Source organism: Cupriavidus cauae (assembly GCF_026210475.1).
Taxonomy (GTDB): Bacteria; Pseudomonadota; Gammaproteobacteria; order Burkholderiales; family Burkholderiaceae; genus Cupriavidus; species Cupriavidus cauae.
Genome location: NZ_CP080293.1, coordinates 693,065 through 719,373, shown reverse-complemented (window position 1 = coordinate 719,373; position 26,309 = coordinate 693,065). Strand labels below are relative to the sequence as shown.

The 26,309-nt window shown below is 67.1% G+C and carries 24 protein-coding genes; 23 read left to right on the top strand and 1 reads right to left on the bottom strand.

The annotated features are described in order from the left end of the window. The first annotated feature begins 3 nt into the window (after positions 1-3). The 13 genes from KZ686_RS03300 (at position 4) to KZ686_RS03240 (ending at position 15,524) form a co-directional block, all read left to right on the top strand. A complete protein-coding gene (locus KZ686_RS03300; RefSeq protein ID WP_149317461.1) occupies positions 4-894 on the top strand; it encodes an alpha/beta hydrolase in 891 nt (296 codons plus the stop codon). Positions 895-1,091: 197 nt separating this feature from the next. Continuing rightward, the gene (locus KZ686_RS03295; RefSeq protein WP_265632998.1) at positions 1,092-2,711 is read left to right on the top strand and encodes a GMC family oxidoreductase; all 1,620 of its coding nucleotides are present in this window, start codon (positions 1,092-1,094) and stop codon (positions 2,709-2,711) included. A 482-nt stretch (positions 2,712-3,193) separates the two neighbouring features. Further along, positions 3,194-3,970, top strand: coding sequence for an ABC transporter ATP-binding protein (locus KZ686_RS03290; RefSeq protein WP_149317463.1), 777 nt, complete (start codon positions 3,194-3,196; stop codon positions 3,968-3,970). Positions 3,971-3,990: 20 nt separating this feature from the next. Next, positions 3,991-4,716, top strand: coding sequence for an ABC transporter ATP-binding protein (locus tag KZ686_RS03285; protein ID WP_149317464.1), 726 nt, complete (start codon positions 3,991-3,993; stop codon positions 4,714-4,716). 93 nt (positions 4,717-4,809) lie between these two features. Continuing rightward, positions 4,810-6,018: an ABC transporter substrate-binding protein gene (locus tag KZ686_RS03280; RefSeq protein ID WP_149317465.1), complete on the top strand. Its 1,209-nt coding sequence runs from the start codon at positions 4,810-4,812 to the stop codon at positions 6,016-6,018. 156 nt (positions 6,019-6,174) lie between these two features. Beyond that, positions 6,175-7,059: a branched-chain amino acid ABC transporter permease gene (locus KZ686_RS03275; protein WP_149317466.1), complete on the top strand. Its 885-nt coding sequence runs from the start codon at positions 6,175-6,177 to the stop codon at positions 7,057-7,059. 149 nt (positions 7,060-7,208) lie between these two features. Continuing rightward, complete coding sequence (locus KZ686_RS03270; protein WP_223819598.1) at positions 7,209-8,126, top strand: branched-chain amino acid ABC transporter permease; 918 nt, start codon at positions 7,209-7,211, stop codon at positions 8,124-8,126. Positions 8,127-8,429: 303 nt separating this feature from the next. Further along, on the top strand, positions 8,430-8,969 hold the full coding sequence (locus KZ686_RS03265) for a hypothetical protein (protein ID WP_265632997.1): 540 nt from the start codon (positions 8,430-8,432) through the stop codon (positions 8,967-8,969). Between the two features lie 165 nt (positions 8,970-9,134). After that, a complete protein-coding gene (locus KZ686_RS03260) occupies positions 9,135-9,893 on the top strand; it encodes a TSUP family transporter (RefSeq protein ID WP_149317467.1) in 759 nt (252 codons plus the stop codon). A 475-nt stretch (positions 9,894-10,368) separates the two neighbouring features. Next, positions 10,369-11,517: an ABC transporter substrate-binding protein gene (locus tag KZ686_RS03255; protein ID WP_149317468.1), complete on the top strand. Its 1,149-nt coding sequence runs from the start codon at positions 10,369-10,371 to the stop codon at positions 11,515-11,517. Positions 11,518-11,815: 298 nt separating this feature from the next. Continuing rightward, a complete protein-coding gene (locus KZ686_RS03250) occupies positions 11,816-12,868 on the top strand; it encodes a branched-chain amino acid ABC transporter permease (protein WP_053822848.1) in 1,053 nt (350 codons plus the stop codon). Then, positions 12,868-14,769: a branched-chain amino acid ABC transporter ATP-binding protein/permease gene (locus KZ686_RS03245; RefSeq protein WP_223819597.1), complete on the top strand. Its 1,902-nt coding sequence runs from the start codon at positions 12,868-12,870 to the stop codon at positions 14,767-14,769. The genes KZ686_RS03250 and KZ686_RS03245 overlap by 1 nt, the downstream gene beginning before the upstream one ends. Positions 14,770-14,780: 11 nt before the next feature. Beyond that, entirely contained in the window at positions 14,781-15,524 is a 744-nt protein-coding gene (locus tag KZ686_RS03240) for an ABC transporter ATP-binding protein (protein ID WP_265632996.1), read from the top strand. Between the two features lie 156 nt (positions 15,525-15,680). On the opposite strand, the gene KZ686_RS03235 is transcribed toward KZ686_RS03240, so the two are convergent. Beyond that, a complete protein-coding gene (locus tag KZ686_RS03235; RefSeq protein ID WP_265632995.1) occupies positions 15,681-16,625 on the bottom strand; it encodes a LysR substrate-binding domain-containing protein in 945 nt (314 codons plus the stop codon). A gap of 188 nt (positions 16,626-16,813) precedes the next feature. On the opposite strand from KZ686_RS03235, the gene KZ686_RS03230 reads away from it, so the two are divergent. The 10 genes from KZ686_RS03230 to KZ686_RS03185 all read left to right on the top strand — a co-directional run bounded on the left by KZ686_RS03230 (position 16,814) and on the right by KZ686_RS03185 (position 26,307). Then, entirely contained in the window at positions 16,814-17,827 is a 1,014-nt protein-coding gene (locus KZ686_RS03230; protein ID WP_265632994.1) for a tripartite tricarboxylate transporter substrate binding protein BugE, read from the top strand. Further along, positions 17,827-18,681, top strand: a complete 855-nt coding sequence (locus KZ686_RS03225) for an N-formylglutamate amidohydrolase (protein WP_265632993.1) — start codon at positions 17,827-17,829, stop codon at positions 18,679-18,681. Before KZ686_RS03230 ends, KZ686_RS03225 begins: the two co-directional genes overlap by 1 nt. Positions 18,682-18,989: 308 nt before the next feature. Continuing rightward, entirely contained in the window at positions 18,990-20,933 is a 1,944-nt protein-coding gene (gene mnmG, locus KZ686_RS03220) for a tRNA uridine-5-carboxymethylaminomethyl(34) synthesis enzyme MnmG (RefSeq protein WP_265632992.1), read from the top strand. Further along, the gene (gene rsmG, locus KZ686_RS03215) at positions 20,934-21,686 is read left to right on the top strand and encodes a 16S rRNA (guanine(527)-N(7))-methyltransferase RsmG (RefSeq protein ID WP_149317474.1); all 753 of its coding nucleotides are present in this window, start codon (positions 20,934-20,936) and stop codon (positions 21,684-21,686) included. Between the two features lie 25 nt (positions 21,687-21,711). Then, positions 21,712-22,494, top strand: coding sequence for a ParA family protein (locus KZ686_RS03210; RefSeq protein WP_149317475.1), 783 nt, complete (start codon positions 21,712-21,714; stop codon positions 22,492-22,494). Positions 22,495-22,528: 34 nt separating this feature from the next. Beyond that, positions 22,529-23,431, top strand: a complete 903-nt coding sequence (locus KZ686_RS03205) for a ParB/RepB/Spo0J family partition protein (protein ID WP_149317476.1) — start codon at positions 22,529-22,531, stop codon at positions 23,429-23,431. Positions 23,432-23,722: 291 nt separating this feature from the next. Then, positions 23,723-24,280 (top strand): ATP synthase subunit I, encoded by a 558-nt coding sequence (locus KZ686_RS03200; RefSeq protein ID WP_149317477.1) that lies wholly within the window; start codon positions 23,723-23,725, stop codon positions 24,278-24,280. A 263-nt stretch (positions 24,281-24,543) separates the two neighbouring features. Continuing rightward, on the top strand, positions 24,544-25,407 hold the full coding sequence (gene atpB / locus KZ686_RS03195) for a F0F1 ATP synthase subunit A (RefSeq protein WP_149317478.1): 864 nt from the start codon (positions 24,544-24,546) through the stop codon (positions 25,405-25,407). Between the two features lie 64 nt (positions 25,408-25,471). Next, positions 25,472-25,738: a F0F1 ATP synthase subunit C gene (gene atpE / locus KZ686_RS03190; protein ID WP_006579745.1), complete on the top strand. Its 267-nt coding sequence runs from the start codon at positions 25,472-25,474 to the stop codon at positions 25,736-25,738. Positions 25,739-25,836: 98 nt separating this feature from the next. Next, the gene (locus tag KZ686_RS03185; protein ID WP_149317479.1) at positions 25,837-26,307 is read left to right on the top strand and encodes a F0F1 ATP synthase subunit B; all 471 of its coding nucleotides are present in this window, start codon (positions 25,837-25,839) and stop codon (positions 26,305-26,307) included. Positions 26,308-26,309: the final 2 nt, after the last annotated feature.

The window sequence follows — 26,309 nt, the reverse complement described above, 5'->3', positions numbered from 1 at the left end:
CGCATGGAAGCATCCAGGCCCGCCGCCATCGCGCCGGCCGACAGCCGCCAGCGCATGCGCGACGGCACCGAGCTGCTGCTGCGCACCTGGCTGCCCGACCCGCAACTGTGGCCCGAACCGTCGGGCACGCTGCTGCTGGTACACGGGCTGGCCGAGCACTGCGGCCGCTATGCGCATGTGGCGGCGCGCCTGTGCGCGCTGGGCCTGCGCGTGGTGGCCTACGACCAGCGCGGCCACGGCGCCAGCGGCGGCGCGCGCATGGTGGCCGAGCGGCCCGATGTCTTCCTCGACGACCTGGTGGAGATCTACGACGGCGTGGTGCAGCGCTGGCCCGAACTGCCGATCGTGCTCGGCCACAGCATGGGCGGGCTGGTCGCGGCGCGGCTGGCGACCTCGCGCGTGCGGCCGGTGCGCGCGCTGGTGCTGTCCTCGCCCGCGCTGGCGCTGCGCATCAGCGGCGCGATGCTGACGCTGCAGCGGATGCTGCTGACGCTGGCGCCGAACCTGCGCGTACCGAGCCCGATCCGTCCGACCGACCTGAGCCACGATCCCGCCGAAGTCGCCAGCTACCGCAGCGATCCGCTGGTACAGCGCACGCTGACGGCCGGCATCCTGCAGAGCATGCTGCTCGGCATCGAACGCGCGCAGGCCGACGCGCCGCTGCTCGAGGCACCCACGCTGCTGCTGGTGGCGGGCGCCGATCGCGTGGTCGATCCGGCGGGCAGCCGGCGCTTCTGCGACAATGCGCCGGCCGACCTGCACGAATGCATCTGGTTCGAGCACGCCTACCACGAGATCTTCAACGAGCAGGCGGCGTTGCGGGCGGAGGTGCTGGACGCGCTGAGCGACTGGCTGCGCCGTCATCTGCAGCCGGTGACGGATGCGGGTCGCTGACGCGCGCCACGCGTAGGCCGACGTGTATGCCGACGTGTATGCCGACGTGTATGCCGACGCGACGGCCGATATCGACGCAGCCCACGAAGACCAACGCAGGACGCACGACGCATAATCCCTGACGCCTCACGCTTGCCGGCCGTCCTCCCGCGGCGGACGGCCGTACCCCGATCGACTACCCAACCCAGAAGAAGAGCATGGAGACCTACGACTACATCATCGTCGGCGGCGGCACCGCGGGCTGCGTGCTGGCCAACCGGCTGACGCAGGACGCCGACGTCAGCGTGCTGCTGCTCGAGGCGGGCGGCAAGGACGACTACCACTGGATCCATATTCCGGTGGGCTACCTGTACTGCATCGGCAATCCGCGCACCGACTGGATGTACCGCACGGTCGCCGAGCCCGGGCTGAACGGCCGCTCGCTGATCTATCCGCGCGGCCGCGTGCTGGGCGGCTGCTCGTCGATCAACGGCATGATCTACATGCGCGGGCAGCGCGAGGACTACGACGAGTGGGCGCGCATCACCGGCGATGACGGCTGGCGCTGGGACAACGTGCTGCCGCTGTTCAAGCGCAGCGAGGACCATCACCGCGGCGCCAACGAGTTTCACGGCGCCGGCGGCGAATGGCGCGTCGAGCCGCAGCGCCTGCGCTGGGACATCCTCGAGCGCTTCATCGACGCGGCCGAGCAGACCGGTATCCCGCGCACCGACGACTTCAACCGCGGCGACAACTTCGGCGTCGGCTACTTCGAGGTCAACCAGCGCCGCGGCATTCGCTGGAATACCTCGAAGGCGTTCCTGCGGCGCGCCTCCGAACGGCCGAACCTGACCATCGTCACCGGCGCGCAGGTCAGCGAGCTGACCTTCGACGGACGCCGCTGCAGCGGCCTGCATTACGTCGGCGGCGGCCAGCCGCATACGGTGGCCGCGCGGCGCGAGGTGATCCTCGCCGCGGGCGCGGTCAACACGCCGCAGCTGCTGGAACTGTCCGGCATCGGCCAGCCCGAACGGCTGCAGGCGCTCGGCATCCCGGTGCGGCAGGCGCTGCCGGGCGTCGGCGAGAACCTGCAGGACCATCTGCAGCTGCGCATGATCGTCAAGGTCGAGGGCGTGCGCACGCTGAACACGCGGGTCGGCAACTGGTGGGGCAAGCTGGGCATCGGGCTGCAGTATGCGTGGAACCAGAGCGGGCCGATGAGCATGGCGCCGTCGCAGCTCGGCGCGTTCGCGCGCTCGGATCCGGAGCAGGCGCGGCCCAACGTCGAGTACCACGTGCAACCGCTGTCGCTCGACAAGTTCGGCGAGCCGCTGCACACCTTCAACGCCTTCACCGCGAGTGTCTGCAATCTGCGGCCGACCTCGCGCGGCAGCGTCCACATCGACAGCCCGGACTTCCGCCAGGCGCCGGTGATCGCGCCCAACTACCTGTCGACCGACGAGGACCGCAAGGTCGCGGCCGACTCGCTTCGGCTGACCCGCCGCATCGTCGCCGCGCCGGCACTGGCGCCGTACCGGCCGCAGGAATGGCTGCCGGGTCCGCATGTCGAGGACGACGAATCGCTGGCGCGCGCGGCCGGCGATATCGGCACGACGATCTTCCATCCGGTCGGCACCTGCCGCATGGGCAGGCCCGACGATCCGCAGGCGGTGGTCGACCAACGGCTGCGCGTGATCGGCGTGCAGGGCCTGCGCGTGGTCGATGCCTCGGTGATGCCGCTGATCACCTCGGGCAATACCAACTCGCCGACCATCATGATCGCCGAGCGCGCCAGCGACATGATCCGCGAGGACCGGCGCAGCGGGGCGCGCGGCTGAGGCGGCAGACGCTGCGCCACGGTCTCGGCGCCACCGTCGGCGCCGCCCGCGCGCGGCGCCGCACCGCACCGCCCCCTGCGCCCCCGCAGCGGTGTGGCAGCTTCTCCGAAGCTTGCCCATGTCCTGCTTGCGGCTTTCCCGCAGCCAGCCCGCACACGGCGGCCGCGCTGCCTGACAAACATGACAGCTGGTTCATGTTTCAGGCTCAGTGCAAACCCGGATGTTTTGCGACGCAACAGGTGCCCACAATAGACGCCGGACAGTCGTGATGCCGCGCTCACATCTGCGCATGCATCGGCGCTTGCATCCGACCGTGCCGCCGCTGCCACCCAGCGCGCTGCCACACACACCAATAAGACATTGCAGACAAGGCGACCCCCACCCGCGCTGATATTCGCGCAGCGCCGGCCGGGGTCGCGGGTCGAATCCGGGCACGACGGGCCAGAAGCCGGCGTCGCGCCGAACGAGGACGGGCAGGAGACATGAACCAGCAGGAAACCATCCTGGAGACGCGCAACCTCACCAAGGAGTTCAAGGGGTTTACCGCGGTCAGCGACGTCAATCTGCGGGTCAGGCGCGGGTCCATCCATGCGCTGATCGGCCCCAACGGAGCGGGCAAGACCACCTGCTTCAATCTGCTGACGAAGTTCCTGGTGCCGACCACCGGCACCATTCTGTTCAACGGCATCGACATCACCGGCGAGAAGCCCGCGCAGATCGCGCGCCGCGGCGTGATTCGCTCGTTCCAGATCTCGGCGGTGTTTCCGCACCTGACCGTGCGCGAGAACGTGCGCATCGGGCTGCAGCGCAAGCTCGGCACCGCCTTCCACTTCTGGCGCAGCGAACGCACGCTGTCGGTGCTCGACGACGAGGCGATGGCGCTGCTCGAGCAGGTGGGGCTGACCGAGTTCGCCGACACCGTGACCGTCAACCTGCCGTACGGCCGCAAGCGCGCGCTGGAGATCGCCACCACGCTGGCGATGGAGCCCGAGCTGATGCTGCTCGACGAGCCGACCCAGGGCATGGGTCACGAGGACGTCGACCGCGTCACGCAGCTGATCAAGAAGGTCTCGGCCGGCCGCACCATCCTGATGGTCGAACACAACATGAACGTGGTGTCGTCGATCGCGGACACGATCACCGTGCTGCAGCGGGGCGCGATCCTCGCCGAAGGGCCGTACGAGCAGGTGTCGAAGGACCCGCGCGTGATGGAAGCCTATATGGGCACGGCCGACGCCGAGCTGCAGGGCGCGCACTGAGAGCAATGCGGAGCGACGACATGACGACTGACAACACGCCCGCCCTCGAGATCCGCGGCCTGCAGGCCTGGTACGGCGAATCGCACATCCTGCACGGGGTCGACCTGACCGTGAACCGCGGCGAAGTGGTCACGCTGCTGGGCCGCAACGGCGCCGGCCGCACCACCACGCTGCGCGCGATCATGGGCCTGACCGGCACGCGCAAGGGCTCGATCAGGATCAACGGGCACGAGACGATCCATCTGCCGACGCACAAGATCGCGCACTACGGCATCGGCTACTGCCCCGAGGAACGCGGCATCTTCGCCAGCCTGTCCTGCGAGGAGAACCTGCTGCTGCCGCCGCAGCTCAAGGGCGCCGGCGCGCAGCAGGGCATGAGCGAGGCCGACATCTACGAGATGTTCCCGAACCTGGCCGAACGCCGGCAAAGCCAGGGCACGCGGCTGTCGGGCGGCGAGCAACAGATGCTGGCGGTCGGGCGCATCCTGCGCACCGGCGCGAACCTGCTGCTGCTCGACGAGATTTCGGAAGGATTGGCACCGGTGATCGTGCAGGCGCTGGCCCGCATGATCCGGATGCTGAAGCAGAAGGGGTACACGGTGGTGATGGTGGAGCAGAACTTCCGCTTCGCCGCGCCGCTGGCGGACCGCTTCTATGTGATGGAGCACGGCACCATCGTCGAGCGCTTCGGCGCCGGCGAGCTCGAACAGAAGATGCCGGTGTTGCACGAACTGCTTGGGGTCTGATCCTTCGGGGTCGCAGGCATGGTCGAAGGTACGGTCGAACGTACGGTGGCAGGAACGGGCGGCGCGAGGCCGCCGAAACACAGGAGACAAGCAATGAAGATCAAACGGCTCGCAGCCGCGATGGCGGCCTTGGTGACGGGCATGGCGGCCGGAGCGGCCTCCGCGCAGGTATCGGGTGACTCGGTCAAGATCGGCTTCATCACCGACATGTCCAGCTTGTACGCGGACATCGACGGCAAGTCGGGCGTCGAGGCGGTCAAGATGGCGATCGAGGACGCCGGCGGCAAGGTGCTCGGCAAGCCGATCGAGCTGCTGTCGGCCGACCACCAGAACAAGGCCGACATCGCCGCCTCGAAGGCGCGCGAATGGATGGACCAGCAGGGCCTGGACATGCTGCTGGGCGGCACCAACTCCGGTACCGCGCTGGCGATGAACAAGGTCGCGCAGGAAAAGAAGAAGGTCTACATCAACATCGGCGCGGGCACGGCCCGCCTGACCAACGAAGAGTGCTCGCCGTACACGGTGCACTACGCCTACGACACGGTGGCGCTGGCCAAGGGCACCGGCAGCGCGGTGGTCAAGCAGGGCGGCAAGTCGTGGTTCTTCCTGACCGCGGACTACGCCTTCGGCCATTCGCTGGAGAACGACACCTCGGCGGTGGTCAAGGCCAATGGCGGCACGGTGGTCGGCTCGGTGCGCCATCCGCTGTCGGCGTCGGACTTTTCGTCGTTCCTGCTGCAGGCGCAGGCCTCGAAGGCGCAGATCCTGGGCCTGGCCAACGCCGGCGGCGACACGATCAATTCGATCAAGGCGGCCAAGGAATTCGGCATCACCAAGAACATGAAGATCGCCGGCCTGCTGATGTTCATCAACGACGTGCACAGCCTCGGACTGAAGAACACCGAAGGCCTGCTGATGACCGACAGCTGGTACTGGGACATGAACGACGAGACCCGCAAGTTCGCCAACCGCTTCTTCGCCAAGAACAAGAAGATGCCGAGCAGCCTGCAGGCCGCCGACTACTCCGCGGTGCGTACCTACCTGAAGGCGGTCGAGGCGGCCAAGACCGACGATCCGGACAAGGTGATGGCCGAGCTGAAGAAGGCGAAGATCGACGACTTCTACACCAAGGGCTATATCCGCGCCGACGGCCGCGCCATTCATGACATGTACCTGATGCAGGTCAAGAGCCCGGCCGAGTCGAAGAAGCCCTGGGACTACCTGAAGGTCGTGGCGACGATCCCGGGCGACCAGGCCTTCACGACGCCCGCCGAGTCGAAGTGCGCGCTGCTGAAGAAGTAAACGACGCCGGCCCGGCGGTGCGCGCCTCGCGCATCGCCGCGGCCCGATGAACGACCGGCGCCGCGTGCGCGTTCGCTGCCGCCGGCCCATGCCTTCCTCGACGGAGGGCGGGCCGGCGCGGAACGGGCCCGCGGCGCCGCATAGCTGACGCCTGCGATGGACATCTTCGGTATTCCCTTGCCCGCCATGTTGTCCCAGCTGTTGCTCGGGCTGGTCAACGGGGCTTTCTATGCGATGTTGAGCCTTGGCCTGGCGGTGATCTTCGGCCTGCTCAACGTCATCAATTTCGCGCACGGCGCGCTCTTCATGCTCGGCGCGGTGCTGGCCTGGATGGGCATGGAGTACGCCGGGCTCAACTACTGGGTGATGCTGCTGCTCGCCCCGGTGGTGGTCGGCGTGATCGGCGTGGTCATCGAGAAGACCATGCTGCGCTGGATCTACAAGCTCGACCATATCTACGGCCTGCTGCTGACGCTGGGCATCACGCTGGTGATCGAGGGCGTGTTCCGCTCGATCTACGGCGTGTCGGGCCTGCCGTATTCGACGCCGGAACTGCTGGCGGGCGCGACCGACCTCGGCTTCATGATCCTGCCGAACTACCGCGCCTGGGTGGTGGTGGCCTCGCTGGCGGTGTGCCTGGCGACCTGGTACATGATCGAGAAGACCAAGCTCGGCGCCTATCTGCGCGCCGGCACCGAGAACCCGAAGCTGGTCGAGGCCTTCGGCGTCAACGTGCCGCTGATGGTCACGCTGACCTACGGCTTCGGCGTCGCGCTGGCCGCCTTCGCCGGCGTGCTGGCCGCGCCGGTGATCCAGATCTCGCCGCTGATGGGGCAGAACCTGATCATCGTGGTGTTCGCGGTGGTGGTGATCGGCGGCATGGGTTCGATCCTGGGCTCGATCGTCACCGGTCTTGGCCTCGGCGTGATCGAGGGCCTGACCAAGGTGTTCTATCCGGAAGCGTCGTCGACCGTGGTGTTCCTGATCATGGTGATCGTATTGCTGCTGCGGCCGGCCGGGCTGTTCGGGAGGGAGAAGTGATGGACGGACAAAGCGCATCGCGCACACAGGGACCCCAGGGCACGCAGGCTTCCGCGCCGGTGGAGGCGGGCGCCGCGCGCCGCGGCGTGCCGCGCACCGTGCCGCTGCTGTTGTATGGGCTGCTGCTGCTCGCGCTGATTGCCGCGCCGATGGCCGGCGCCTATCCGGTGTTCGTGCTGAAGGTGCTGTGCTTCGCGCTGTTTGCCTGCGCGTTCAACCTGCTGATCGGCTACACCGGCCTGCTGTCGTTCGGCCACGCGGCCTTCTTCGGCGGCGCCGGTTATGTGGCCGGGCATGCGATGAAGGTGTGGGGCGTGACGCCGGAGGTCGGGCTGGTGCTCGGCACGCTGGCAGGGGCGGCGATCGGCTACGTGGTCGGCGCGCTGGCGATCCGGCGGCAAGGCATCTACTTCTCGATGATCACGCTGGCGCTGGCGCAGATGCTGTTCTTCTTCTGCCTGCAGGCGCCGTTCACCGGCGGCGAGGACGGGCTGCAGGGCATTCCGCGCGGCAAGCTGTTCGGCGTGCTGTCGCTGTCGGACGACCTGACGCTGTACTACGTCGCGCTGGCGATCATCGTGCTGGCCTTCGCGCTGATCGTGCGTACGGTGCATTCGCCGTTCGGGCAGATCCTGAAGGCGATCAAGGAGAACGAGCCGCGCGCGATCTCGCTGGGCTACGACACCGACCGCTTCAAGCTGATGGCCTTCGTGCTGTCGGCCGCGCTGTCGGGGCTGGCCGGCGCGATCAAGGCGCTGGTGCTGGGCTTCGAGACGCTGACCGACGTGCACTGGTCGATGTCGGGCACGGTGATCCTGATGACGCTGGTCGGCGGCCTGGGTACGTTGTCCGGTCCGATCGTCGGCGCCTTCGTGATCGTCGCGCTGGAGAACAAGCTGGGCGATATCGGCAGCTTCCTGGCCTCGGCCACCGGCGTCGAGTGGTTCAACTCGCTGGGCGAGTCGGTGACGATGGTGACCGGCGTGATCTTCGTGATCTGCGTGCTGCTGTTCCGCCGTGGCATCATGGGCGAGCTGCAGGCGCTGTTCAGCCGGAGCCGGCATTAGCGCACCTCCGGAGGCCGCGGCGGGGAGTGGCCGCCGCGGTACATGCCCGTTTTTAGGGCTAGGGTTTTTTCTAGCTTGTTGGATACGCACCGCTTCGTTACATTGGAGCCACGGTTTTCGCAGGTTAAATGGAGGCGGAAGCGAGGAGACGACAGGCGCGCACCCACGATGAGCATTCCGTGAGGAAGCAGCGTTAAATAAGGAAAGGGCGTTGACGGGTGATCCTCGGCAACGCCCTTTTTAATTTGTGGCTTATTTGTCCGGTTCCTCCGTGAGACAATGCGCGCCTTGCCCGCGACCGCCATGCCGTCTCCGTCCGATCCCATTCTTTCCGGTTCCTCCGGTGCCCCCGGCGCCTCTGCGCCAACTCCCAACTATCTGATTCGACAGGCTTTTCCGGCCGACCAGCCGATGCTGGCGGACTGGTTGCAGGCGTGCGCGCCGGCGCCGGTGCTGCTGCAGCGCGGCCGCGCCGCGATGCTCGAGCGGCTGCTGCAACGGCCCGAGCTGGGCCTGTGCCTGCTGGCGTGGGAGGGCGCCGCGCTGGTCGGCTGCCTGCCGGTCCAGCTGGTGCCGCGCCTCGATCTGGGCGGTCTGGCGGCGCTGGCCACCGAAGCCTGGTGCTTGCCCGGCGCGCACGAAAGTGGTGCAATCCTCGCTTCTTGCCGCGACTGGCTCGCCGACTGGTGCCGCGCGCATGGCGTGCGCCATCTGCTGTGGGCCCCGGGCCTGCCCGCTGCCAGGGAGTCTGGCGAGCCCGGGAAGTCGGATCACGGCCTGAGCCGGTTGCCGTGCGGCCTGTGGCATCGCGACCTGGCGCCGGCGGTCAAGCAGCTGTCCTGATCCGACCGCGGAGTCCTTGCCCGTTCCTGTGTTTGGCGACGTCCCGGATAGTCCGTCCCACGCCGTCGCCTGCCCGGCCTGCGTCCGCCCCACGCCGTCGCCCGCTTTCGCTTCCTGCTTTCGTTTCTTTACCCCTGACCCGCTGACGCCTTCCCGGATGTTCCAATGGAGTTCGCCTTCCTGTTTGCCGCCGCCTTCCTGGCCGGCCTGATCGATGCCGTCGCCGGCGGCGGCGGCCTGGTGCAGATTCCCGCCATCTTCAGCGCCTACCCGAGCCACGCGCCGGCGACGCTGATCGGCACCACCAAGGTCGCCTCGATGGCCGGCACCTTCAACGCCGCGGTGCGCTACGCGCGCAGCGTGCGGATCTACTGGGGTGCCACCGGGCCGGCGGTGGCGGCTGCCTTCCTCTGCTCGATGGCCGGCGCCTACACGCTGACGCTGGTGCCGGCCGAACCGCTGCGCAAGCTGCTGCCCTTCGTGCTGGCGATCCTGCTGATCTATACGCTGGCCAGGAAGGACCTCGGTGCCGAGCACGCGCCGACGCTGTCGGGCGCGCGCGAGCGTTGGGTCGCGCTGATGGGCGGCGCGGCGATCGGCTTCTACGACGGCATCTTCGGACCCGGCACGGGCAGCTTCCTGATGATCATGTTCGTGCGGCTGTTCGGCTACGACTTCCTGCACGCCGCGGCCTCGACCAAGCTGGTCAACCTCGCCACCAATGTCGCGGCGCTGATGCTGCTCGGCTTCAAGGGGCACGTCTGGTGGGAGCTCGGCCTGGTGATGGCGGTGGGCAACGTCATCGGCAGCCAGCTCGGCAGCCGGCTTGCGCTGAAGCACGGCAGCCGTTTCGTGCGCAAGGTGTTCCTGCTGGTGGTCAGCGCGCTGATTCTGAAGACCGCCTGGGACGCCTTCGTCGGCTGAGGGCGCGCACGGCCTTCGCGTAGCCGCCGGGTACGTTTCGCGCAGGGCTCCGCGCGCTCCTCGCGGACGTCCCGAGGCAGGTCGCCGCGTGGTCCTGGGGCACGTCCCCACGCGGGTCCTCGCTGACGTCCCCGCGCACCGGTCGCTCCGCCGAAAGGCGCGCCGATGCTGGCGATGCGGGTTAATCCTGCCTTGGCGGCAAGGGGCGCTGTGTTAGACTCGGTGCGAATTCCCGACCGCTCGGTCGGCGAATCAAATCCGGCGCCGGCCGCCTCCTCGCAAGCCTGTCTTCAGTACGGATTGCGCTGGAAGATCGGCCGCGACCCTTCGAAAAAAGAGGGCACGCGCGGACGGGATCGGGCACGACGGCGAAGCGCGGCGACCAGCACCGCGGATCCGTCGGAACAACAAGCCAGGCGCGGACCGGCCCCAAGCCGGCTCGATGCCGACCGGTTTGAGAGAAGAAGGAGACACGATGAATTTCAAGCGCGCCAGCATGCTGGCCTTCGCCGCCGCCTGTCTGTGCGCCGGCGCTGCCCAGGCCCAGATCAAGATCGGGGTCACGGTATCGGCGACCGGTCCGGCGGCTTCGCTGGGCATCCCGGAAAAGAACACCTTCACGCTGCTGCCCAAGGAAATCGCCGGCAAGAAGGTCGAATACATCGTGCTCGACGACGCCTCGGACAGCACCACCGCCGTCAAGAACACCCGCAAGCTGATCAGCGAGGACAAGGTCGACGCCGTGGTCGGCTCGACCGTGACGCCGAATTCGCTGGCGATGGTCGACGTGGTCGCCGAGAGCGGCACGCCGATGATCACGATGGCGGCGTCGGCGCGCATCATCGAACCGATGGACGCCAAGCGCGCCTGGGTCTTCAAGACCCCGCAGAACGACTCGCACATGGCGACGGCGATCTCCGAGCACATGAGCAACAACAACGTGAAGACGGTGGCCTTCATCGGCTTCGCGGATGCCTACGGCGAGAGCTGGTCGCAGGAGTTCGCCAAGGTGGCGGACATCCGCAAGATCAAGGTCGTCGCCAACGAGCGCTTCGCCCGCACCGATACCTCGGTCACCGGCCAGGTGCTGAAGATCATGGCCAGCAATCCGGACGCGGTGCTGATCGCCGGTTCCGGCACGCCGTCGGCGCTGCCCGCCAAGGCGCTGAAGGAGCGCGGCTACAAGGGCAAGATCTACCAGACCCACGGCGTCGCCAACCCCGACTTCCTGCGCGTCTGCGGCAAGGACTGCGAAGGCGCGCTGCTGCCGGCCGGTCCGCTGCTGGTCGCCGAGCAGCTGCCCGACAGCAATCCGGTCAAGAAGCCGGCGATGACCTACAAGACCGCCTACGAGAAGGCCTTCGGCGGCCAGGTGTCGACCTTCGGCGGCCATGCCTGGGACGCCGGCCTGCTGCTCGAGCGCGCGATTCCGGTCGCGCTGAAGAAGGCGCAGCCGGGCACGCCGGAATTCCGCAAGGCGCTGCGCGATGCGCTGGAGCAGACCAAGGAGCTGCCGGTCTCGCACGGCATCATGACGATGAGCCCGACCGACCATCTGGGCCTGGACCAGCGCTCGCGCGTGATGGTGCAGATCGTCGACGGCAAGTGGAAGCTGCAGAAGTAGGAACGCCTGGCAGCTTCGCCGCGCGGCAGGGCGCATGGACGCACCATGCGCCTTTTTTGTTTTGCGGCCCCGGGGAAGGGGAACCGGTGAGGCAGAACCGGTGAGGCAGAACCGGTGAGGCAGAACCGGTGAGGCAGAACCGGTGAGGCAGAACCGGTGAGGCAGAACCGGTGAGGCAGAACCGGTGAGGCAAAACCGGTCAAGCGGAACCGGGCGCTAGGGTTCGCGCGGATTTCCTCGAAGCGTAAGACCTTTACTATTTCGTAATTCGCTGCATCGCGGCAACCCCGAGGAGATCATGGACCTCTCGATTGCGGCCATCCTGGCACAGGACGGCATCACCTCCGGCGCGATCTACGCGCTGTTGGCGCTGGCCCTGGTGCTGGTGTTTTCGGTGACCCGCGTCATCTTCATCCCGCAAGGGGAGTTCGTCGCCTACGGCGCGCTGACGCTGGCGGTGATGCAGGCGGGCCATGCGCCGCAGACCTCGTGGCTGCTGGTGGCGATGGGGGTGCTGACCTTCGTCTACGAGGGCGCCACCGTGCTGCGCAGCGCCGAACTGCGCCGCAGCGCCGGCCGCCGGCTGGCGGTGCTGGCCGGCAAGTACCTGGTCTTTCCGTTCGCGGTGCACTGGCTGACGCAGGCCTATGGCGCGCAGCCGCTGCCGATGCTGGCGCAGATTGCGCTGACGCTGCTGATCGTGGTGCCGATGGGCCCGATGCTGTATCGCATCGCCTACCAGCCGCTGGCCGAGGCCAGCACGCTGGTGCTGCTGATCGTCTCGGTCGGCGTGCACTTCGCGCTGGTCGGACTGGGACTGGTGATGTTCGGCGCCGAGGGCTCGCGCACCACCGCCTTCTCCGATGCGCGCTTCGATGTTGGTGCGCTGTCGGTGTCGGGCCAGAGCCTGTGGGTGATCGGCGTGTCCGGGCTCTTGATCGCCGGCCTGTACTTCTATTTCGACCGCACGCTGACCGGCAAGGCGCTGCGCGCCACCGCGGTCAACCGGCTGGGCGCGCGCCTGGTCGGCATCGGCACCACGCAGGCGGGCCGGCTGTCGTTCACGCTGGCCGCCGCGATGGGCGCGCTGTGCGGCATCCTGATTGCGCCGCTGACCACGGTCTACTACGAGTCGGGCTTCCTGATCGGCCTGAAGGGCTTCGTCGGCGCCATCGTCGGCGGGCTGGTCAGCTATCCGGTGGCGGCCGCCGGCGCGCTGCTGGTGGGGCTGCTCGAATCCTATTCGTCCTTCTGGGCCAGTGCGTTCAAGGAGGTCATCGTGTTCACGCTGATCATTCCGGTGCTGCTGTGGCGCTCGCTGACCAGCAAACATGTGGAAGACGAGGAATGATGCAACGGCAAGCCACACGCACAACCGGGACGCAGCAGGCGTCCGACACGGCGGCGGCCGCAACGCCGACGCTCCCGGCGACGGCGCCGGCGACGACCCCGGCCCCGGCCTCCGGCAGCGCCAACCTGCGCAACCGGCTTCTGCTGATCGCGTTCGCGGCGATCCTGGCCTTGCTGCCGGTGCTCCCCACGCCTGAGTTCTGGATCACGCTGGGCAACTACATCGGCCTGTACAGCATCGTCGCGATCGGCTTGGTGCTGCTGACCGGCGTCGGCGGCATGACCTCGTTCGGGCAGGCGGCCTTCGTGGGCCTGGGCGCCTACAGCACCGCCTACCTGACCACGCAGTACGGGCTGTCGCCCTGGTTCGGCCTGCTGGTCGGGCTGGTGATCACGATGGCCTCGGCCTATGTGATCGGCCTGATCACGATGCGGATGTCGGGGCATTACCTTCCGCTGGCAACGATCGCCTGGGGGCTGTCGCTGTTCTTCCTGTTCGGCAACCTCGAATTCCTCGGCAAGTACGATGGCCTGAACGGCATCCCGGTGCTGTCGCTGCTGGGCTTCGAGCTGCAGTCGGGCCGCTCGATGTTCTATCTGATCTGGGTGGTGGTGCTGCTCGCGGTGGTGGCGATGCAGAACCTGCTCGATTCGCGTCCTGGCCGGGCGATCCGCGCGCTGAAGGGCGGCGGCGTGATGGCCGAGGCGATGGGCGTCAATACCGCGTGGATGAAGGTGGTGGTGTTCGTCGTCGCCGCGGTGCTGGCCTGTATCTCGGGCTTCCTGTACGCGCATCTGCAGCGCGCGGTGAACCCGACGCCGTTCGGCCTGAACTATGGCATCGAGTACCTGTTCATGGCGGTGGTCGGCGGTGTCGGCCACGTGTGGGGCGCGGTGCTGGGCGCGGGCATCCTGACCATCCTGAAGGACATGCTGCAGGGCGTGCTGCCGAAGCTGCTGGGCGCCAACGGCAACTTCGAGATCATCGTGTTCGGCGTGCTGCTTGTGCTGCTGCTGCAGTATGCGCGCGACGGGCTCTGGCCCTTCCTGCGCAAGGCATGGCCGAGCGGGCCGCCGGTGCGCGCGCCCGAACAGGCCGCCGCGCTGCCCGTACGGCAGAAGCCGCAGGCCGGCGAACTGATCCTCGACGTGCGCGCGGCGCGCAAGGAGTTCGGCGGGCTGGTGGCGGTCAACGACGTCAGCTTCCAGGTGCGCGCCGGCGAGATCGTCGGACTGATCGGGCCCAACGGCGCCGGCAAGTCGACCACCTTCAATCTGGTCACCGGCGTGCTGCCGCTGACGCGCGGCGAAGTGCGCTATCGCGGCGAGGCCATCACCAATCTGCCGTCGCGCGAGATCGTCAAGCGCGGTATCGGCCGGACCTTCCAGCACGTGCATCTGCTGCCGACGATGACGGTGCTGGAGAACGTCGCGATCGGCGCGCATCTGCGCGGCGACTACCGGCCGCAGGGCGGCGTGTCGGCGGCGATCCTGCGCATGAACCGCGGCGAGGAGGCCAAGCTGCTGTTCGAGGCGAAGCGCCAGCTCGAGCGCGTGGGCCTGGCCGACTGCATGTACATGGAGGCCGGCAGCCTGGCGCTGGGCCAGCAGCGCATTCTCGAGATCGCCCGCGCGCTGTGCTGCGATCCCGCGCTGCTGCTGCTCGACGAGCCGGCCGCGGGCCTGCGCTACAAGGAGAAGCAGGCGCTGGCCGAGCTGCTGCGCAAGCTCAAGGGCGAGGGCATGAGCGTGCTGCTGGTCGAGCACGACATGGACTTCGTGATGAACCTGACCGACCGGCTGGTGGTGATGGAGTTCGGCACGCGCATCGCCGAGGGCGTGCCCGAGGAAGTGCAGAAGAACCCCGCGGTGCTCGAGGCCTATCTGGGCGGCGTGGAATAAGGGAGCGAGCGGTGAGCGTGATTCTCGAAGTGAAGGACCTGCATGTCCGCTACGGCAAGGTCGAGGCGGTGCACGGGGCCAGCCTGTCGGTCGAGGCCGGCAAGATCGTCACGGTGATCGGCCCCAATGGCGCGGGCAAGTCCACCATGCTGAACGCGATCATGGGGGCGCTGCCGCCGACCGGCTGGGCCAGCGGCATGGTGTCCTACCTGGGCCACGACATGGCGGGCATTCCGGTCGAGGGACGGGTCGCGCGCGGCATGTGCCTGGTGCCGGAGAAGCGCGAGCTGTTCGGCTCGATGAGCGTCGAGGACAACCTGCGGCTCGGCGCCTTCCGCCGCAAGCGCGCGGGCGAGAAGAACTTCCTCGACCAGATGGACGTGGTCTACGAGCTGTTCCCCCGGCTGCGCGAGCGCGCGCGCCAGGATGCCGGCACGCTGTCCGGCGGCGAGCGCCAGATGCTGGCGGTCGGCCGCGCGCTGATGGCCAAGCCCGAACTGCTGATGCTGGACGAGCCCAGCCTTGGCCTCGCGCCGCTGATCGTCAAGGAGATCTTCCACATCATCAACGACCTGCGCCGCACCGGCGTGGCGACGCTGCTGATCGAGCAGAACGCGCGCGCCGCATTGCAGGTGGCGGACTACGGCTATGTGATCGAGACGGGAGAGATCGCGATGGCCGGGCCGGCCGACGAGCTGGCCGCGGATCCGCGCGTCATCGAGACCTACCTGGGGTTGGCGAAGAAGGCGGCTTGAAGGCTGGCTTGAAGCGTGGCCGGACAGCCTTGTCGGACCCTTCCATGCGATGAAAGAATAACGGCGCGCTTCGGTGCGCCGTTTTCATTTGTCGCTCTTATGGTCGGCGACGTTAAATTAGCGTGATTAATGTTTCTTGCGTTGGGTAACTATTTGTCATCTATCCGGTGAATCATTACCCCGGACGCGGACCACATCCGGGTCCTGCGCCGCCGTTTCGAGCAGCCACTGCCGGAAACGGTTCAGCGCCGGATGGTCGCGCCGCTCCCGCGGCGCGCACAGGAAGTAGCCCCGCGTCAGACGGATCGGCAGATCGAAGGGCGCCACCACTCGGCCGGCCGCGATCTCGTCGCGTACCAGGCAGCGCTGCAGCACCGCGATGCCGATATCGGCCTTGACCGCCTGCACCAGAATCGACACCTGGTCGAACCCCGTGGCCAGCGTGGGCGCAGCGTTGGGTACGCCCGCCGCAACGAACCAGTGCTGCCAGTTGGCGGGCGCGCCGGTGTGAAAGAGCAGGGACTCCCGCAGCAGATCCGCGGGCGTCCGCCATTGACCAGCCTCCCGCCGCAGCCGTGCGCGCTCCGGATGGCAGACCGGCACCATCTCGCTGCCGATTACGTAGTCCACCTGCAGATTGGGCCAGCTGTTGGCGGTGCCCGCCAGCAGCGCCGCATCGGGTGCGGGCCCCGAGAAATCCTCGTCGCGCCGGTAGGGCACGAAGTCGAGGCGGATATCGGGATGGCGCCGATGGAAGTCCGGCAGGCGCGGCACCAGCCAGACGCTGGCCAGCGTGGGCACGGCGGACAGCGTCAGATGGTGTTGCCGGTCGCCGGCGAGCAGCGCGGCGCTGGCCGATTCGATCGCGGCCAGCGGCTGGGCCACCGCCTCGAGGAAGCCGCGACCCGCGGCGGTCAGCACCAGCCGATGCGCGTTGCGCTGGATCAGTGGCTGGCCGAAGTGCGCCTCCAGCCTGGCGATCGCCCGGCTGATCGCGCCCTGGGTCACACATAGCTCCTGCGCGGCGCGCGTGAAGCTGCCCAGCCGCGCCGCGGTGGCGAAGGCGTGCAGCTCGGACATCGACGGCGATCGCAGGCGCATGCGGGGCTTCTGCGCTCATCGGCGGATGGGCGCGGCGAGGATGAACTGAGGTAATGGAAGCGTGCAATATAGTCGTTTGTGCACGCTCGGTAAACTGGCCGACACTTGACGCGTCGTGGGCATCTTTGGCCCCGAATCGGCATCGTCCGCCACGTAAAAGACAAGGCAATTCCAAGGAGAACATCGCCATGAACCGAGCCGTGACCACGCGTCGTCGCTTTGTGCTGTCCGCCGTGACTACCGCCGTCACTTCCGCAGTCGCCGCCGCGCTGCTGCCCGCCGCGGCCAGCGCCGCGCCGGCCAACTATCCCAGCCGTCCGATCCGCCTGATTGTTCCGTTCGCCGCCGGCGGCTCCACCGATCTGTCGGCGCGCCTGGTCGCCGAGTACGCTGGCCGCGAGCTGGGCCAGTCGATCGTGGTCGAGAACAAGGGCGGGGCAGGCGGCTCGCTCGGCATGGGCGAAGTCGCCCGCTCGGCGCCGGACGGCTACACGATCGGCATGGCCACGGTCAGCACGCACGGCTCGAACCCGGCGGTCTATCCGAAGCTGAGCTATGACCCGATCAAGGACTTCGTGCCGGTCACCAATGTGGTGGCGATCCCCAGCGTGTTTGCCGTCCATCCGAGCGTGCCGGCCAAGACCATGAAGGAGTTCATCGCGCTGGCCAAGGCCAACCCCGGCAAGTACAGCTTCGCGTCGCCGGGCGCCGGCTCGCTCGGGCACGTGAATATCGAGAACTTCATGATGCTGTCCGGTATCGATCTGCTGCATGTCCCGTACAAGGGCGCCGGCCTGGCGCTGAACGATGCGGTCGCCGGACAGGTCAACGCGATCACCGACAACCTGTCGTCGACGCTGCCGCACGTCAAGGGTGGCCGCCTGCGCGCACTCGCCGTGCTGGGTGCCGGCCGCTCGTCGCAACTGCCGGACGTACCGACCTATGCCGAGCTCGGCTTCAAGGACATGGGCGAGGGCGGCTGGTTCGGCATCGTGGCGCCGGCGGGCACGCCCGCACCGGTGGTCGCCAAGCTGAACGCCGCGATCCACAAGGCGATGCAGAACCCGGACTTCAAGCGCAAGGTCGAGGAATCCGGCGGGACGCTGGTGCCGACCACGCCCGAGCAGTTCAAGGCGCAGATCGAGCAGGCGATGGCCCGCTACGCGCGCGTGGCCAAGACCGCCAAGATCGAGCTGAACTGATGGCGGCGGCGTTCGAACCCATCGTCCGCCGCCTGCCCGAGGGCGAAGCGCTGCCGCTGGTCTGCGATTCGCCCCACAGCGGCACGCGCTATCCCGACGACTTCGGCGCGGCCGTGCCGATGGCGAGGCTGCGCGAAGGCGAGGACACCCACGTCGAGGCGCTGTGGGAGGCGGTGCCTGCGGTCGGCGGCACGCTGATCGCGGCGAACTTCCCGCGCGTCTATATCGATCCGAACCGGATGCCGGACGACCTCGACCCGGCGCTGCTGGACGGGCCTTGGCCCGAGCCGCTGGCCCCGGGCGAGAAGACGCAGCTGGGCTTCGGCTTGGTGTGGCGCAACATCGACGCCAATACGCCGATCTACGCCCGCAAGCTCGGCGTGGCCGAGGTGCGCAACCGCATCGAGCATTACTACCGCCCGTACCATGCGGCGCTGGCGGAAGCGGTGGACACGACCTATCGCCGCTTCGGCGCCGTATGGCATCTGAACCTGCACTCGATGCCGAACAATGCCTACGAGCGGCTGAAGAAGGTCAGCCCGCACCCGCTGGCGGACTTTGTGCTGGGCGACCGCGACGGCACGACCTGCGATTCGGAGTTCGTCGGACTGATCGAATTGGGACTGCGCGACATGGGCTATACCGTTGCGCGCAACGACCCGTACAAGGGGGTGCAGTTGATCGCCCAGATCGGCCGGCCGGCGGAGCGCCGCCACAGCCTGCAGATCGAGATCCGCCGTCCCCTCTACATGGACGAGCGGACTCGGGAGCGCAATGCCAATTTCGGTACGGTGCAGCGGGATATGGGACGGCTGCTGGAGCGGGTGGCGGAGTACTTGCGGCAGCAGCGGTGATTCTTTGGCGCCCCAACTGGCGGGGTAGGGGCGCCGCAGCGTAGTGAGGCAGTGGAAGAAGGCCGGGCCGATGGCCCGGCCTTTTTTGTTTCACGTGGAACACCGCCTCTGGCAGCGGTGATGGCTCGACGTTTCGCGTGAAACAGGGCGAAGCCGTGTGGCGATTGCGTTGTTCCACGTGAAACACGGTCGCGGCGGAAGCACAATGTTTCACGTGGAACGGGAGTCTGTCCGGAATGCCCAAGTGAATGCCGGTATAATTCCGCATCCCGTTTTTCCCTCTCCAGCCTCCCGGAGGAGGTGCCCCCATGCTTTACCCGAAAGAGTTCGATGTCATTGTCGTCGGCGGTGGCCATGCCGGCACCGAAGCGGCCTTGGCCGCGGCCCGCATGGGCTGCCAGACGCTGCTGCTGACCCATAGCATCGAGACGCTGGGGCAGATGAGCTGCAATCCGTCGATCGGCGGCATTGGCAAGGGGCATCTGGTCAAGGAAGTCGACGCGCTTGGCGGTGCCATGGCGGCCGCAACCGACGAGGCCGGCATCCAGTTTCGTATCCTGAACTCCAGCAAGGGCCCGGCTGTGCGCGCCACCCGCGCCCAAGCCGACCGCGTGCTGTATCGCAAGGCGATCCGCACCCGGCTGGAGAATCAACCCAATCTGATGCTGTTCCAGCAGGCCGTCGACGACCTGATGGTCGAGGGGGACCGCGTGGTTGGCGCCGTGACCCAGGTCGGCGTCCGCTTCCGCGCCCGCGCGGTGGTGTTGACCGCCGGCACCTTTCTGGATGGCAAGATCCACGTCGGCCTGGACAACTACACCGGCGGCCGTGCCGGCGATCCAGCCGCGGTCACGCTGTCGGCCCGCCTCAAGGAGCTGAAGCTGCCGCAGGGGCGCCTGAAGACCGGCACGCCGCCGCGTATCGACGGCCGCACCATCGACTTCTCGGTGATGGAAGAGCAGCCCGGCGACCTGGATCCGGTCCCGGTGTTCTCCTTCCTGGGCCGTCCGGAGCAGCATCCGCAGCAGCTGCCGTGCTGGATCACCCACACCAACGCCCGTACCCACGAGATCATCCGGGGTGGGCTGGACCGCTCGCCGATGTACACCGGCGTGATCGAAGGGGTAGGCCCGCGTTACTGCCCGAGCATCGAGGACAAGATCCATCGCTTTGCCAGCAAGGAAAGCCACCAGATCTTCCTGGAGCCGGAAGGGCTGACGACGAACGAGTTCTATCCCAATGGCATCTCGACCAGCCTGCCGTTCGACGTGCAGCTGGAGCTGGTGCATTCGATCCGTGGCCTCGAGCACGCCCATATCCTGCGTCCCGGCTATGCGATCGAGTACGACTACTTCGACCCGCGTGCGCTGAAGGCCTCGCTGGAGAGCAAGGCAATCGGCGGGCTGTTCTTCGCCGGCCAGATCAATGGAACCACGGGTTACGAAGAGGCCGCGGCCCAAGGGCTGCTGGCGGGCATCAACGCCGGCCGCTACGCGCAGGAGCGCGAGGCCTGGGCGCCGCGCCGCGACCAGGCTTACCTTGGCGTGCTGGTCGACGACCTGATCACGCGCGGCGTGACCGAGCCGTACCGGATGTTCACCAGCCGCGCCGAATTCCGCCTGAGCCTGCGGGAGGACAACGCCGACATGCGGCTGACCGAGATCGGCCGCGAGCTTGGCGTCGTCGACGACGTCCGCTGGGACGCCTTCAATCGCAAGCGCGACGCTGTTTCACGTGAAACAGAGCGCCTGAAGAGCACCTGGGTCAATCCGGCCAGCCTGCCGGCGGAGGATGCCGTGCCGCTGCTGGGCAAGCCGATCGAGCGCGAATACAGCCTGGCGGACCTGCTGCGGCGCCCGGGCGTCGGCTACGACGCGCTGATGGCGCTGCAGGCCGGCCGCCATGCGCCGTCCGAGCCGCTGGCCGAGGACCCGCTGCAGGCCGAACAGATCCGCGAGCAGATCGAGATCGGCATCAAGTACCACGGCTATATCGCCCGCCAGGCGGCCGAGGTCGACAAGCTGGAAGCCAACGAGTCGACCCGGCTACCGGACGACTTCGACTACACCGAAGTGCGCGGCCTCGGCTTCGAGGTCAGCCAGAAGCTGAACCAGCATCGTCCGCAGACGCTTGGCCAGGCTTCACGCATCTCGGGCGTCACGCCGGCGGCGATCTCGCTGCTGCTGGTACACCTGAAGAAGAAGGGCATGGGCCGCGGCAAGACGGCCGGCTCGGGCCGTGAGGCGGCCTGAGTGAGCGGTCCGCACGCATCCCAGGCGCGGCGCCACGGCGCGGTCGACGAGGCCGCGCAGCGCCGCCGCCTCGAAGCTGGCCTGGCCGCCATCGGCCTGCCGCTCGACGACGCCCGTATCGAGACGCTGCTCGCCTATCTGGCCCTGCTGCGCAAATGGAACGCCACTTATAACCTGACCGCGATCCGCCATCCGGATGAGATGCTGACGCATCATCTGCTGGACTCGCTGGCCGCCGTGCCGGCGCTGGCCGAGGCGGCGCGTCGGCCCGAGGTCGCGCCCGGCGCGCGGGGCAGGGTGCTGGACGTCGGCTCGGGCGGCGGCATGCCGGGTCTGCCGCTGGCCATCGCCTGTCCCGACGTGTCGGTGCTGATGGTGGACATCGTGCAGAAGAAGACCGCCTTCCTGACCCAGTGCCGCGCCCAGCTGAGGCTCGGCAATGCGGCGGCGCATTGGGGACCGGTGGAGAAGCTGGCCGACGCCGACGGTTTCGCCGTGATCACGTCGCGGGCCTTCGCCGAGCTGACCGATTTCGTCACGCTCGCCGGCCACCTGCTGGCGCCGGGCGGACGCATGATCGCAATGAAAGGGGTCTATCCGCACGCCGAACTGGAGCGGATGGAGCAGGCCGGACTGATGTCGGCCTGGCAGGTCGAAGCGGTGCCGCAGCTCGCGGTGCCCGAACTGGACGCGCAGCGCCACCTGGTGGTGCTGTCGCGCCGTGGCGAGCGCAGCGATGCGCGCGCCGACTGAATACAAGCGAGGAGCTGCAGAACCCATGGCAAAGGTATTCGTGATCGCAAACCAGAAGGGCGGGGTGGGCAAGACCACCACCACGGTGAACCTCGCCGCTGGCCTTGCCGCGCAAGGGCAGCGCGTGCTGCTGGTCGATCTCGATCCGCAAGGCAATGCATCGATGGGTTCGGGCATCGACAAGCAGGGGCTGGAGCACAGCGTCTATCAGGTGCTGGTCGGCTTCGCCACGATCCCGCAAGCACGCCAGCGCTCGGAGTCGGGCAAGTACGACGTGCTGCCGGCCAACCGCGAGCTGGCCGGTGCCGAGGTCGAACTGGTCGAGCTCGAGCATCGCGAGCGCCGGCTGCGCCAGGCGCTGGCCGAGGTCGAGGGCGAGTACGATTTCGTGCTGATCGACTGCCCGCCGTCGCTGTCGCTGCTGACGCTGAACGGCCTGTGTGCGGCGCATGGCGTCATCGTGCCGATGCAGTGCGAGTACTTCGCGCTGGAGGGGCTGTCCGACCTGGTCAATACGATCAAGCAGGTGCACGCCAACCTGAACAAGGACCTGAAGGTCATCGGCCTGCTGCGTGTGATGTTCGATCCGCGCGTGACGCTGCAGCAGCAGGTTTCCGCCCAGCTGGAAGCGCATTTCGGCGACAAGGTCTTCAAGACGATGATCCCGCGCAATGTGCGGCTGGCGGAGGCGCCGTCGTACGGCATGCCGGGCGTGGCCTTCGATCCGGCGTCGAAGGGCGCCAAGGCCTATCTCGATTTCGGCGCCGAGATGATCGCGCGCGTCAAGCAACTCGGCCAGATCGCCTGAGCCGGCGAGCGGCAGCAAGCAAGGAGCCACCACCATGAGTACCGCGAAGAAGAAGGGCCTGGGCCGTGGGCTGGAAGCCCTGCTGGGCGGCCCGGCGGAGATCGTCGAGGCGGCGCGCCAGGACGGTTCGCCAACCGTGCTGCGCGTGGATCAGCTGCAGCCCGGCAAGTACCAGCCGCGCACGCGGATGGACGAGGGTGCGCTGCAGGAGCTCGCAGCAAGCATCCGCGCGCAGGGCCTGATGCAGCCAATCCTGGTGCGGCGCGTGGCCGAGCCCGATCGCTACGAGATCATTGCCGGCGAGCGCCGTTTCCGCGCCTCCAAGCTGGCGGGGCTGGACAAGGTGCCGGTGCTGATCAAGGACGTGGCCGACGAGGCCGCGGCGGCGATGGCGCTGATCGAGAACATCCAGCGCGAGGACCTGAACCCGCTGGAAGAGGCGCAAGGCATCATGCGCCTGATCCGCGAATTCAAGTTCACCCACGAACAGGCCGCCGAGTCGGTCGGCCGCTCGCGCAGCGCGGTGTCCAATTTGCTGCGCCTGCTGAACCTGGCGCAGCCGGTGCAGACCATGCTGATGGCCGGCGATCTCGACATGGGCCATGCGCGCGCGCTGCTCGCGGTGGACGGCGCGCACCAGATCACGCTGGCCAACCAGATCGTCAACAAGCGGCTGTCGGTGCGCGAGACCGAGAAGCTGGTGACCTCGACGCTGAAGCCCTTCGATCTGAAGTCGCTGAAGCAGAAGACCGGGCAGGGCGCGCGCGACGTCGCGCGGCTGGAGGAGGAACTGTCCGACGCGCTCGGCATGCCGGTGCAGATCAAGCTCGGCGCGCGCGGCAAGGGTCAGCTGACGATTCAGTTTTCCAGCAACGATGCGCTCGACGGCGTGCTGGCCCGCTTGCGCGACCCCGCCGCGGGACGGCAGGTCGCATGAGCGCGGTTGGGCGATGATCGCCCAATGGAACAGCGCGAATGGCGCCGGGTTCTTCCCCCGGCGCCATTTTTTTGCTACGCAATCCGATTACGTGTCAGGTCATTGCCGCGCAATATCCGCGCAAGCATGATCGAAGCGAGATAGCAAGAGTTGTGGTGTTTTGCCTTGCAAGGCAACTGTAAGCAGATTGACTCGTTATCCGCATTCCCCGTAAAATCGTGCGGTTTGAATACTGGCCGAGGACGAAAAGTTCCCGGCCAGAACTGCAAGCAGGCAGACCGACAAGTTGTAGTGGCGACAGACCCAAAGCCGCCTCGCGCGGGATCGAATACCGACCGTACCGAGCGGACTTCCGGGCGTCAGGCCGACGAGTGGGATCGCGACGCGTGGGACCGTGACGACTGGCGCGATGACGCGTCCGACGACGGCCCCGCCGCGCCGATCCAGCCGCTGTCGCACGACGACGCGGTGTCGCTGTTCGGCGAACGCGCGCTACGGCCCTCGCGGATGACGCCGGGCAAGGTCGTGCTGGCGCAAGTCGCAGTGACGCTGCTGTCGGCGATCGGCTGGGCGGTGTTCGGCCCCGAGGCCGGACCGTACGGCTGGTCGGCGCTGTTCGGCGGCGCGGTGTGCTGCGTGCCGAGCGCGTTCTTCGCCTTCCGGCTTTGGCTCGCACGGGACCGCGCGTCGATCGGCGGGCTGGTGGTCGGCGAGGCGATCAAGGTGATGGCCACCGTCGCGCTGTTCGTGCTGGTGGTGGTGCTGTACCGCGATCTGCGTTGGGTGCCGATGCTGGTCACGTTCCTGCTTGCGTTGAAGACGTACTGGGTGGCGCTGGCGATTCGATAGATTTTCGAATTGCCGAATTACGGATCGCCATGCCCCGAACCGGTGCCGCGTTGTTCTGATTCAGGGCAATTGAGGGCCGGATTCGAGAAAACAAGATTGGGATGCCGCGCCGATTTCGAATCGCGCGCGGCATCGGGAAGTTACGAAGCGACTTGCATTGCGGTGACCGGCCGACGAGCCGAAGGCGGTGCAAGAAGCATACCGAGCGTTCGCGATGGCGAATGCAGGTCAAACAGGTTTCGCAATATACGGTTCGATTCGACATGGCAACTGCTCAAGGCGCTGAAAACGCGCTCACCCCATCCGGCTATATCGCCGAACATTTGCAGAACCTGAATTCGATCGGCGGCAAGCAGGCCTCCGTGGTCGACTTCGGCGTGATCAATTACGACACCGTGTTCTGGTCGGTGCTGTGCGGCGCGATCGCCGTGCTGTTCCTGTACCTGGCCGCGCGTCGCGTTACCGCCGGCGTGCCGGGCCGCTTCCAGGCCTTCGTCGAAATGATCGTCGAGATGGTCGACGACCAGGCCAAGGGCATCATCCACGGCGACCGTTCGTGGATCGCGCCGCTGGCGCTGATGGTGTTCTGCTGGATCACCATGATGAACGCGATCGACCTGATCCCGGTTGACTGGGTCCACGGCCTGAACCACCTGCTGGGCGTGTTCGGCGTCCATCTGCCGCACCACAAGGCCGTGGCGACCGCCGACCTGAACGGCACGCTGGGCATGTCGTTCGCCGTGCTGATCCTGATGATCTACTACAGCTTCAAGATCAAGGGCGCGGGCGGCTTCGTGCACGAGCTGCTGTCGGCACCGTTCGGCGGCAAGTGGTACCTGGCCCCGTTCAACCTGGTGCTGAACGTCATCGAATTCCTGGCCAAGGCCGTTTCGCTCGGCATGCGACTGTTCGGCAATATGTACGCCGGCGAACTCGTGTTCCTGCTGATCGCGCTGCTGGGCTCGATGTGGACCTTCGGCGCCGACCTGTCGGCTCTGGGCTTCGTCGGCCACGTGATTGCCGGCGCGGTCTGGGCGATCTTCCACATCCTGATCGTGCTGCTGCAGGCCTTCATTTTCATGATGCTGACGCTGGTGTATCTCGGCCAGGCACACGACAAGCACTGATTTCCGGTTTTTTGGTTTTTGGTTTTTTTGGTTCTAAGTCTCTTCTCAAATTAAAGGAGTCGTCATGCAAGAATTTCTCGCCAACATCCAGGGTCTGACCGCCATCGGTATCGGCATCATCATCGGCCTGGGCGCGATCGGTGCCTGCCTGGGTATCGCTCTGATGGGTGGCAAGTACATCGAAGCCTGCGCGCGTCAGCCGGAACTGATGAACCCGCTGCAGACCAAGATGTTCCTGCTGGCCGGCCTGATCGACGCGGCATTCCTGATCGGTGTGGGCGTGGCCATGCTGTTCGCGTTCGCCAACCCGCTGCTGGCCGTCATTCAGTAAATCTTTTCGGTCTGCATGATGCTGACGGGCGGCGCAGGCCACTAGCCTGGCCGCCTTTGCGCATTTATCTGTAGTTTGTTTACCGAAAGGAACACACCATGAATCTGAACGCAACGTTTTTTGCGCAGATGGTCGTGTTCTTCATCCTGTGGTGGGTTGTCGCCAAATTCATTTGGCCGCCGCTGGTGAAGGCGCTCGACGAACGCGCAAAGAAAATCGCCGACGGTCTCGCGGCTGCCGAAAAGGGCAAGGCCGAACTCGAGCTGGCCAACAAGCGCGTGGACGTGGCCCTGGCCGAAGCCCGCGCCGAAGGTGCGCAACGCGTCGCCGACGCGGAGAAGCGCGCCCAGATGGTCGCCGAAGAGATCAAGCGCAACGCCCAGGCCGAAGCCGCACGCATCATCGCGCAAGCGAAGGCCGATGCCGAACAGCAGGTCACCAAGGCACGCGAGCAGCTGCGCGACCAGGTCGCCGTGCTGGCCGTCAAGGGTGCAGAGCAGATCCTCAAGCGTGAAGTGAATGCGCAGGTCCACGCCGACCTGCTCAACCAACTGAAGGCCGAGCTCTAATC